At 41.0% G+C, this 12550-nt stretch carries 3 protein-coding genes and 1 other RNA gene; 3 read left to right on the top strand and 1 reads right to left on the bottom strand.

The window, feature by feature from the left end; translation table 11 throughout:
• Window positions 1-55: 55 nt before the first annotated feature.
• From SKM54_RS01505 to ssrS, 3 genes are all read left to right on the top strand, one after another.
• Window positions 56-607: a hypothetical protein gene (locus SKM54_RS01505; RefSeq protein WP_154772557.1), complete on the top strand. Its 552-nt coding sequence runs from the start codon at window positions 56-58 to the stop codon at window positions 605-607.
• Complete coding sequence (locus SKM54_RS01500) at window positions 608-892, top strand: cell division protein ZapA (RefSeq protein ID WP_154772556.1); 285 nt, start codon at window positions 608-610, stop codon at window positions 890-892.
• Between the two features lie 99 nt (window positions 893-991).
• Window positions 992-1173: non-coding RNA, 6S RNA (gene ssrS / locus SKM54_RS01495), on the top strand.
• Window positions 1174-1667: 494 nt separating this feature from the next.
• Here the strand turns inward: ssrS and SKM54_RS01490 are convergent.
• Window positions 1668-12530, bottom strand: a complete 10863-nt coding sequence (locus SKM54_RS01490; protein WP_321093709.1) for an ESPR-type extended signal peptide-containing protein — start codon at window positions 12528-12530, stop codon at window positions 1668-1670.
• Between the last annotated feature and the right edge of the window lie 20 nt (window positions 12531-12550).

Here is a 12550-nt window from a genome sequence, read left to right as displayed (position 1 = left end):
CAATCTCTATACTTCTTATATATTACCTTTGTTTGCAACACTGTGCGACTACGATATGTTAGAAGAATTACAGCGTCTACAAGCGCATGTTCGTGTTCTTAAAACACGACTTGCTGAATTTGAATCTGAAAATCAGACTTTATCTGAAGCTCAGTTAACTTCGAATCAACAGCATCAGGCTCAAATTGAGCAAAAAAATGAAACTATAAACAGCAAAGAAGAAGAGATAAAAAGTCTTACAGATCAATTAAGCTCTTCTCAAACGCAATTAAAACAGTTGAATGATGATGCAATAACGCTTGCAGATCGTTATAGCCGTTTGGAAAAAAGCTGCACAGATTTAAAAAATCGTTTTCAAGAAATTCTTGCTGAGCGTAATGAATTACGTGTTGTGAAAGAGAAATTGCAAAATGAGCAACGTCATTCAAATCAAGAAATTCAAGCTTTGAAAAATGAACGTGATCGTTTATTACAAAAAAATGAACATGCAAAAGCGAAAGTAGAAGCCATTATTCAACGTCTTTCTATTTTAGGTACAGCGCAAGATCAACACGCACAAGAAATTCAGCAACTTGCCCACCCGTCCGATGCAAGCGAGGAAGCATAAATGAGCGAGCAAATTCCTATCGATCTTAAAGTTTTAGGTCATAGTTTTCGTTTAGCAACGACAAGTGATCAACAAGCTGATTTAGAACGTGCTGCTGATTTATTGAATGAAAAATATAATGATTTTCGTCGTAAAGCTCCACGTATGGAACCAAGTAAACTCACCATTATGGTTGCTTTGGAACTCATGCAAGAAGTTTTAGCAATGAATAAATCTATTCAAGAATATGAACATTGCGAACGTTTACTTTCGACTATTTTAGAAGATGTTAAAGAATTTTCTTAATAAATAGATTTATTGCATAAAGACTATGCAATTGAAACGTATGTTTACATGAATAAAGCCCGTTTAGTTTAATCAGCGGGCTTTATTCGTTATAATGGATTTACTCTGAGATGTTCGCCAGTGAGTCTATATCCCTGCCGATACTTATATCTCCGGATACGGTCTATATATTTAGAGTGTATGCCTGCCTTGTGTAGGAAACCCAGCAAGTATATGGCCTTGTCCACCTTGAACTCATCGGGTTCAGGGTAACGACATGCAGCGGCATTTTCGGAGCCTTATTTTTATAATAATTCTAAATCGTTATTTCTAATTCACTTCCTTTCGTTTGAAAATTTCTAAATTCATTCCAAATTATTTTTCATTTTTTAGAACTTTGTATACTTCTTGTATGTAAAAGCATCGAATCACTTATGCAGCATATGCTGATAGGAAATAAAAATGTCCAACAAAAAGTCCTTATTACTCATTCGTTCGTTAAAGATCTAATTAAGCAACGGAATAATGCACATGCAGAATGACATATGCAAAAAAAACAGAAGATTTTAACCTGTTAAGCTATAGATACTCATTAAGAGCTTACCATGAGCAAGGAAAAGAAGACTGATACTGCAGAATTTAAAGCTGAAGCAATAAAATTGATTGAATCCAATTAAGCTAATGTTTCTAAAACCGCACATAGCTTTATATTTCCATACAAACACTCTCGAATTAGTATAAAAAACAAAGTAAAAAAACCAGCCGAAGCTGGTTTTTTTACAACTTAATTTTTAAATTACCATGAATATTCAAGACCAAAATTCACATGATCTGTCTTCGAGCTAGATGATGAGAATTTACCGTTATACTGACCAAAAATCGCAACATTAGCATTGGTATTCATCTTAAAGCCTAAATTTAAATCTAGACTTGTCTTTTGAGGCTCACCACCATTTACAGTGAATGTATAACCAGGTGCCGCTACAAAGCTTGATTCAATTTCACGATCTGTCGATAAATCATGGTTTAAACTAAAACGGGCATATGGTTGTAAAATGCCATAATCAAATTCATAATTTCTATCGAGCTGGAAACCAACAAATAGTGGAGCAGAATAATTGCGATTCTGTTCGTATTTCAGACCAGCATGGGTTTCTGCACCTGTCGTTTCTTTTTCCTTAGCACGATCATATTGCGTCATTGCAAACTGTGCTCCAATAAATGGTGTCACGTTAATACCATCAACCAAGTATTTATAGCCCGCTTCAATACGCGTATTTAACATTTGACCTTTATAGTCTGCTTCAACTCGATTAGAAATATCATCAATAATTGTAGAACCTTGATCCGTACCTTCAATAAAGATATTTCGCGCCGATGTCGCTTTTAACCAATCATAGCCAAGCATCGCTTTAATATAGTACTGATCAAAATCTTTAATACCGAAGAATGTAACACCTGTATTATCAACTGTTCCACTCGATGAGCGATCTTTAATATCATAACGAGCTTTACCATCGGTAAATGCAGCACCAATTAAAGTATTAGGATCTAACTCATAATCTAGAGCTACAATTAAACGATTTGATTCAGCTTTAACGTCGGCAATTCCTTTATTTGATTTACCACTAAGAACCTGATTTCCGTCATTACCAGCAATCCATAAACGCCATTTATTATCACCTTGGCAATTATTTAGTTCGGCACGGCTTGAACCTGTAGCATCTTCACTTGAACATGTTAATGCGACCGAACTATTTGATTTTGCCAAATTCGATTTTGAACGCCAGAAGTCCATTTGTGTAGAAATATCATTCAGACTGTCTTTTGCTAATGTGAAAGCAGATTGATGTATTGCGGCAGCACCTTCACCTGAAAGTGCATCATAATTCGCTTGTAACGTTTCAATATCTTTTGAGTAATAAATAATCTCTGCAATTTTTTCAAATGCGTGATTGTTTTCAGGTGTTTGAACCACATTACGAGTATTCATTGATGGTTCTTTTGGTGTAATGCTTTGACCTAATTGAATACGGTTTATTACACCACCAACACTAATACCATTCGCTGTTAAACCAGACTGTACATAATTGTAGTTTGAGACTAATGAAACACCACCATTTCCATTATTTTGCAATTGATAACGACTAATCGCAGATGGTAGGAAGACCAAACGTAGATCATCTGACAAATTCACGCTATTCGCAGTAATGAAATTTAAATCAAACTCGCCAGGCATTAACAAACCTGCATTCATAACATTGATGTTCACTTCTCCTGCAATATCTGCAGTTCCATTGACTTGCATGGTATCAAACGAACCTAAATTTGAGTTCGTAGAACTGAACATACTCGCATTTATATTGGATGTACCACGATCAACGTTGTAATCTAGGAAGAATTTACCATTTTCAGTTTGTGTGAAATCGCCCACCATATATGTTGAGCTAATTTCATCTACACCTCCGATAGACCAATTTGCATCATTTTCAATTGATCCAATCTGAGGTGCTACTCTCATCATACGTGTCAGCTCATTTGCAAATTGCATGGTTGTACCTGCAAGCACCCAACCATTATTCTGATTAATCAGCTTATTTGATCCATTGGTTAATTGGACGCTTCCAGTAATAAACCCACCATCATTTACAATTGTGTTATTACCATTTGATCCAATAATTGCATTAGCATCAGATGAACCTACACTCACCAAGTTGTCTACCAAATTATCCGATTCAATATAGTTAGGATCAGAAGGTGCTAATAAATATTTACTATCGAACTCACCCTTAGCGGTTAAATAGCCTTGGTTAAGCACATAGTTATTTGCACCATCAAATAATGCCAATGCGGCCCCTTTACCTGAACCACCTATAACAACTGAATCTTTAGCAATTTCAACGTTAATTTGTCCATTTTGGCTTCCTGCACTTTGCGCAAGAATACCTATTGAATCTTTACCAGTGGTAATAATTCGACCATCGTGCTGAATATTGACATTCCCTGCTTGACCTTCACCACCCACAGTACCTGCAAAGAAACCTGAAATATCACCTTCGCTGTCGATAAGATGTGTGAATCCGCCACCACCAGCAATAGATTGCGCGACAATACCATGAGCATAATTACCCGTAGTAAAAATAGATGCAAACTGTTCTATTGGGGTAGCTTCAATAGATGAATCATCATCAATATCTGTCGATGTAGTTTGCTGTGCAACCAATGTTGTTGTATGTGGGCCATGAATGACATTCACATCGCCCGCATTACCTTTGGCACCTTTATTGCTCTCGTTAGTAGGAGCTTCTCCCTGATCAACACCAGCTGTATAACCTCCACCACCTCCAATAGACTGTGATACAACCGCTATCGCACCATTCCCTTCAGTCGTAATAGAACCAGTGTTTTTTAAATCTACCTTGCCAGATGTTGCACTAGCATTACTCATGCCTGTGTTACCAAAACTTAATTCGTGCGTTAAGCCGGTAATACCACCACCACCGGAAATCGATTGAGCAATAATCGCTGAAGACAATGTCCCAGCTGTATATAAAATGTTGCTATTTTCAACATCAACAGCACCACTATTTCCAGTTTCTTCTTGCCCACCTAGGACTGTATAAGACGAGATATTATCTAAACCACTAGTTAAACCACCACCACCTGAGATGGATTGAGCAACAATCGTCGCTGAATGATCACCTTCAGTAATCAATACACCTTCGTTCTTGACTTTGACAGTAGATGCATTGCCTGCTCCACCTTTATAAGCACCTGCAACTAAAATGCCTTTAGCACTTCCTGTTGTACCACCACCGCCAGCAATTGATTGCGCAACTATAGCTTCAGAACCATGACCTTTGGTGTAAATCACACTGTCTTTTGCATTCGTTGCGATCACTCTACTTGAAGAACCACCTGCTGCTGTTGATAAATTACTAAAATAATTAACCAGTGGTGCTGATAATGTACCAATAATATTATTCGCTGTTTCAGTTAGCTCATTCGCAAACTTATTCGATAAATTGTGAACGGTATAAATTGCCCCACTACCTAAACCAACAGTTGCCGCTCCTTTATCAAACGTCGATAAAACCTCTTGATTCGCATCATTGATAATTTGCGTAATATCAATTCCATTGGCTTCGCCTCCCATACCACCGCCACCTGCGATAGATTGAGCCACAATACCGTTAGATTGATCATCTTCAGTTTGAATCAATTGTGCCGAGTTATGTACCTCTACATCACCTGCTTTTCCAGCATTTGCACCATTGCCACCTACAGCAACGTAAGCACTTTCAATCGTTGTAGTGCCATCTTTTTCTGTGATAACACCACCATCGCTTGAACCGCCTTTACCACCACCACCAGAAATGGATTGCGCGACAATAGCAGATGCATTTTTCGCCTGAGTAAATAGGTTACCTGTGTTGGTGACACTGACTTTATTACTATTTGCACCTTGACCACCAAAACCACCTATCGCAACAGAAGCAGATGCTCCACCACCTAAACCACCGCCACCAGCAATGGATTGAGCCAATATTGCAGTTGAATCTGTATTCACTGTTTGAATTTGACCACTATTTTCGACGGTCACCGCTCCAGACGCGCCACCCGTACTGGCAAAGCCACCCATCGTCAATGTACCTGATGAATGACCTCCAATACCGCCACCACCGCCGATGGATTGAGCAATAATCCCTGCAGAATTTGTGCCTTCAGTCCATAAATTCGCTTCATTGGTGATGGTTACTTCACCACTTTCACCTGCAAGAGAGCCAAATCCACCCAGTGCTAATGTGCCTGTGGCATTACCGCCTTTACCACCGCCACCAGAAATAGATTGCGCAACTATGGCAGCAGAATCCGCAGATTTAGTCAAAATTTCTGCATCTTTTTTATTTACAACTGTAACTTTTCCACCTTTACCACCATTTGCGGTAGAAGCATTCACACCCACGCCACTTAATAAGTTTTCAAGTGCTCCACCACCAATTGCAACAGTGGCTTGTTCGACACTACCACCGGTACCACCACCGCCACCTATCGACTGCGCAAGAATACCTTCTGAACCATAGCCTTCAGTAATAATTACAGCATCATTGGTGACATCAACTTCTCCACCATCACCAGCACTATTACCTGAACCGCCAATACCTACTGTTGTTTGAGCAGTTACATCACCACCAGTACCACCGCCACCACCAATGGACTGAGCAATAATACCGCGTGAATTGACTCCTGAAGTTCGAAGTTCAATTTCGTTATTGATTAATACATTATTTGCATTACCGCCTGCACCTGCACCACCACCAACAGCAAGTTTTCCAGTAGCACTACCACCAATACCACCACCGCCACCAATAGATTGCGCGAAAATAGCATCCGAATAATCACCTTGAGTCATGATGCGATAAATATCTTCTGCTAAAACACTTCGTGTTGTTTCAATAGTCACTGTTCCTGCATTACCTGCAGCACCAGTTAAACTTGATGCATCAAAACTATCATCACCAAAAAGTTGATGAACTGCTTCAATACCAGCAGCCATTTCTTCTTGTAATGCTCCGCCACCAATTCCAACTGTAGCACCTGATGCATTACCCCCATTACCACCGCCACCGCCAATCGATTGCGCTAAAATACCTTTAGCATTCAAACCCTCTGTTGATATCGATGCGCTATGTGAAATATCTACAGCATCAGCATGTGCGCCTGTTCCCTTATAGCCACCAATTGCCAAAGTTAACTTATGGTTCGTTGTATTTCTTTCATCTAAGTTAATTGCTTTAGCATCAACAAGTGCATTACCACCTTCGCCGCCGCCGCCGCCAATAGATTGTGCGTAGATACCATTTGAACCATCACCCTTGGTTGTTAAGTGTGAGGTATTCTTTACACTAACAGTATTTGCAACATTTCCATTACCACCAAATCCACCAACGCTTAAAGAAATGTTGGTATCTGACTTCTTATTATCATCAGGCATATCACAACTATCTACACACTTTATAGATAAAGCTGCTGTGGTTGCATTACCACCATTACCACCGCCACCACCAATCGATTGTGCTTGAATTGCACTTGAAAAATCGCCTAGGGTATAAATGCTTTCACCCGTGCTGTTTACTTCTACAGCACCTGAAATATTTCCATTACCAGCAAAACCACCCACTGAAGCAGCCAATGTAGTCGCTTTCGCATCATTTTTTGCAAAACCACCTGGATTGAATGTGCCGGCAAAGCCCGTACCACCATTACCACCACCACCACCAATTGACTGAGCAAGAATCCCTTGAGCACCTGTTCCTTCTGTATATAAATTTGCTTGGTTTACAACTTCAACAAAGCTCGATGCTCCACCTTCAACGCCGAAACCACCCACTGCTGCCGCAATATTAGTTGATGATTCTTTTGTGAAAGCTGTTCCGCTAAATGCAATGGATGATCCACCATTACCACCGCCACCACCAATGGATTGCGCTTTAATGGCTTGAGATTGATTACCAATTGTAAAAATATCTGATTGATTGTCTACTTTTACAGTTCCACCAGTATTTCCTTCACCACCAAATCCACCAAGTGTAAATGCTATAGATGTTGTATCTAAAAGTGATCCTGAAAGTGAAATAGCACTACCGCCGTTACCACCACCACCACCGATAGATTGTGCTGTTATACCCGTTGATTCATGACCAAATGTATAAATTGCGCCCTCTGAACCACGAGTAACTGTTACGTTATTGGCTATTCCACCTTTTCCACCAAATCCACCAATACTGGCCCCAGCTTGTAAAGATGAGTCTGTTGAGGCAGTTCCACTTATTGCAATGCTCATACCACCGTTACCACCACCACCACCAATGGATTGGGCTAAAACACCATGAGAAGAATCACCCAATGTCACTAAGTTACCCGATGAAATAACATCGATTAACCCTGCTGTATTAAGTTCATCATCATCTGTTGATTTAACATCACCCCCTTTTCCACCAAGACTCACTGTTGCGCTATATGCAGCTCCTTCCGCACCACCAGCGACAGATAATGAACCTGCAACAGATGTACCTCCATTACCGCCACCACCACCAATCGATTGCGCAAGGATTGCATTCGAGTCATGACCCAAAGTTGTAATGTTGTCAAAACTATCAACATCAACATTACCTGCTAAACCACCTACGCCACCATTACCGCCTATAGCTACAGCTGCAGTGATAGATTTGCCTAATGATCCTGCAATAGAGAAGCTACCTGCTAAACCACCATTACCACCACCACCACCAATCGATTGTGCGTTGATACCATTTGAAGAATCATCTTTAGTCATAATAGATGAAATGTATGCAAGTGTTTGATCTTTTTGATGATCTTCCAATGTTGCACTATCCTGAATAAGCTCAGAATTTTTTGAAATCACAATAACTTCAGAGGCATTATTACCATCACCACCTGTTCCTCCAACACTTGCATTTAATGCTGCTGAAGTTTCTTTTGAAATTGCAAGACTACCCGTAATAGCTACGCCACCATTACCACCATTACCGCCAATAGATTGAGCATTAATGCCATGTGATGACTTACCTGCCGTATAGATTGCAGCATTAATGTTATTGACAGTCACCAGCCCAGCAACACCACCTGTTCCACCTTCACCACCAAGACCTACTGCAACACCGCCAGCTATATTGGCACTTCCGGCAGCAGCAACACCAATAGTTAGACCGCCTACACCACCATTACCACCAATCGATTGTGCACTAATACCATCTGAAAAGTTTCCAAATGTTGAAATACTATTATTTGAGTTATTTACAGTGACTGTGTTGTTATAGTCTGTTTGTTTTTTTACATCACCACCTTTACCACCTAAGGTCACCGTTGCTGCAAGTGCCTTATCTCCTGAACCTGCGACAGAAGCACCAACAGACAGACCACCCGCACCACCATTACCATTAATAGACTGGGCTAAAATACCATGTGAAAAATCACCAACTGTCGTGATATTACCTGTGTTATCTACCGTAACAGCTTCTGCAACATTAGCATCGCCACCATCACCACCAACAGCTGAAGACAATGCAACAGCGCCCGTTGCTCCCCCAGAGACACTTGCACCAATTGCTAATCCGCCATTACCGCCATTACCGCCAATAGATTGCGCAACAATACCTCTTGAGTGATTTCCAACAGTTATCAAATCACCATAGTTAGCAACAGATACAGTATTAGCAAAAGCTCCATCACCAGCTTCACCACCAATAGCGATTGCAGCGCTTACTGCCACAGGACCCGATGAACCAGATACAGAGGCCGCAACGGAAGTTCCTCCATTACCTCCCGAACCACCAATTGATTGAGCAACTATAGCTGAAGCATTTTGTCCTATAGTTTGAATATAATGATCTGAAATTAAATCAACTTTTCCTGCTTGACCGCCTTTCCCACCTTTTCCACCAAATGAAAGGCTGAGAGCACCACCACCTGTAATATTACCATTGGCAGAAGCAGCTATAGCTGTGCCACCGTTACCACCAGACCCACCAATTGACTGTGCAAGTACGCCCGATGAATTATCACCTTTAGTTAAGATAATAGTTTTATTTGGATTAATCGCTTTAGGTAAAGCTTCTAAATTTTCCTGAGATAATAATCTGACTTCCACAGTGTCGGCTTTGCCACCGCCACCTCCAGCTCCACCTAAGGCTAATGATGCACCACCAAGCCCAGAAGCTGTTGCAGCAACACTAAATCCGCCATTACCGCCAGTTCCGCCTATTGATTGGGCAACAACCGCTGTGGAATTGTCTCCTACTGTTTCCAAATTACCAATTGAATGAATTTTAGAAATACCTGCTTGTCCACCCGCACCACCGTTGGAGCCAAGTGAAAAAGTAAGTGCACCACCACCAAATGCACCAGTAACCGATCCACCGCCATTACCACCACTACCACCAATGGACTGGCTAACTAAAGCGGATGAACCTGCACCATCAGTTCTAATTGTACCCGTATTATGTATAAATGCTTCTTTACTAATACCACCACCACCACCTTCGCCTCCTAAGGCAAGTGATGCTCCTTGTGTTCCAACTGCTGCCGATATAGACAACCCACCTGTACCGCCATTACCACCAATCGATTGTGCTAAAATACCTGTTGAATCAAAACCTTTTGTATAAATATCTGCATTATTATTTACATGAACTTGATCCGATTTTGCACCTTCACCACCGTCACCACCCAGGCTAACGCCAACAGATGCCCCTGAAGATATAGCGGCAGCAATCGCTAGCCCACCATCACCACCAGCACCACCAATCGACTGAGCAGTAATACCTGTCGAACGATCACCAAAGGTATGAATTACAGTTGTATCCGATGTTGTAACTTCTACTTTACCTGACGCTGCACCATTACCACCTGTACCTCCAAGTGCTATCGATGCGGAAGCAACCGAACCCACACTACCAGATACGGATGCACCACCATTACCACCACCACCACCAATCGATTGAGCTTTGATTGCAGAAGAGTTATCACCCCAAGTTGTTAAATTAGTTGGTGAGTTCTCACCAACGTTCACTTCAACAGCACCACCTTCTCCACCACCAGCACCATTACCACCAATGGATAAGCTAAAACCTAGTCCAGCAGCAATCGCCATTGAACCATTACCGCCGCCGCCGCCAATGGACTGGGCTAAAATTGCTGATGCGTTATCTGACTGTTCTTTATTATCTTTTTGACCTGTAATGATATCTGCATCATTTTTTACAGTAACTTTTCCTGCATCATTACCTTCACCACCATTACCACCTATTGCCACTGTACCAACAACCAATCCGCCGTTACCACCACCACCACCAATGGATTGAGCTACAATGCCGTGCGCATTTTTTCCTAGTGTATTAATAGTTGCAGTAGATGTATTTTTAACTATGACATCTCCTGCAACACCACCACTACCACCATTACCACCAATACTCGCTAAGCCGGCACTTAAACCTGCATTACCACCACCACCGCCTATCGACTGCGCTAAAATACCGTAAGAGCTTTCGCCTACAATATTTAATTCTCCATTGTTGGTGACATCTACAATATCACCATCACCTCCTGCACCACCTATAGATCCAAGACTAATACCACCAGCAGTTACTCCGCCATTACCACCACCACCACCTATAGATTGAGCCGTAATACCATATGACTCATTACCAATCATTGTTATTTTTGCTGATGAGTTTACAGTTGCAGTATTCGCATTACCCCCCATGCCGCCATTACCGCCCAGTGCAGCAAGACCGATACTCGAGCCACTATTACCACCTGCACCTGCAATCGATTGAGCCAATATCCCGTTAGACTCATTACCAGTAATTGTTATCGTTGTATTTTCATCAGTAAACACATTAACGGCACCAGCTTGTCCTGCTGTATTACCCTTACCACCACTTGAAACAATACCTCCAGCACTCCCACCATTACCACCATCACCTGCGGCGCTCATTGCAGCGATACCTGAAGATTTATTATCATTGATGGTAATTGTTGTGTTAGTCACATTGGCACTCGCATTTTTCCCTAGTCCACCACCGCCACCTGTACCACCACCAGCAACAACTGTATAAGAACCACCACCTTTACCACCATTACCACCTTGTGATAAAGCTAAAATACCTATGCTGCCTTTATTCTCTGATGATCGGATATTAATTTTTAAATTATTAACTTGAATTTCAGCATCTGATGCATCACCACCACGACCACCTTTTTTACCATCGCCACCAGCATAATAAGTACCACCACTACCTCCGTCGCCACCTTGGCTAATAGAATAAACAGCAGCTTTTTTTTCACTATTTGTTGTGCTTGTCGTAAGTTTTATAGTGTTATTCTGTCCATTCACAATAGCCCTAAATGGCACTTTTTCTCCAGCAATTGAGGTATCAATTGAAACTCCACCTCCAGCAGCATCACCGGCATTAGACTCTTCAATAGTCCAACCATATTTTTCCGAAGTGATTTTAACTTGTGAATCACTTTCAAAAATTTTTACACTTTCGTCAGATTCAGGTAGTGCCGTTATTCCATCTGATACAAATGAACCATCTATGATAGAACCTGTTTGTTTGACAACAGCCATCAATTTAGATTCATCAAAAAGATATGTTTTATCAGATGAATTATTGATAGGTGTAAAAATGCGAGTAAATGCTGCATTTCCTACGTCAGATTTATAAGTGACTGTTAATATATTGTTAGTTGAATCATAATCTGTTTTATAAACGCTATAAGTTACTGACCCTACAGTCTCGCCTTTCCCCCCACCAGTAGGTGGCACAAAAAGTACACCTATTCTACCGTTAGAACCGTTATCACCTGAAATAATAGCGCCTACTGCCGTAGTTGTTTCCTTAGAAAGTACAATTGTTTGCTGAAAATTGTTGTCTGACGGCGTACATGTATTTCCTCCCCCTGAACTACATGAAACACTTGCATGCACACTTGCTCCGCCCAATACTGATAGAGCAATAACACTCTTCAAAACTGCCTTCGAGCTACGTTTACCTTTTCTTTTTACATTTTCAGCAACAGCAACCCAAGCACCTAATGTTTCATTCCAAATAATTCGATAAATGTGATTCATGCCAACCCCATGCAATGACA

Source organism: Acinetobacter faecalis (assembly GCF_034187745.1).
GTDB classification, from domain to species: domain Bacteria; phylum Pseudomonadota; class Gammaproteobacteria; order Pseudomonadales; family Moraxellaceae; genus Acinetobacter; species Acinetobacter faecalis.
Note: the sequence above shows the minus strand (reverse complement) of the source record. Positions and strands in the feature narration are given on the sequence as shown.

Coding starts and splice junctions, on each gene's coding strand:
- SKM54_RS01505 (WP_154772557.1), top strand. CDS start 56: ATGTTAGAAGAATTACAGCGTCTACAAGCGCATGTTCGTGTTCTTAAA.
- SKM54_RS01490 (WP_321093709.1), bottom strand. CDS start 12,530: ATGAATCACATTTATCGAATTATTTGGAATGAAACATTAGGTGCTTGG.
- SKM54_RS01500 (WP_154772556.1), top strand. CDS start 608: ATGAGCGAGCAAATTCCTATCGATCTTAAAGTTTTAGGTCATAGTTTT.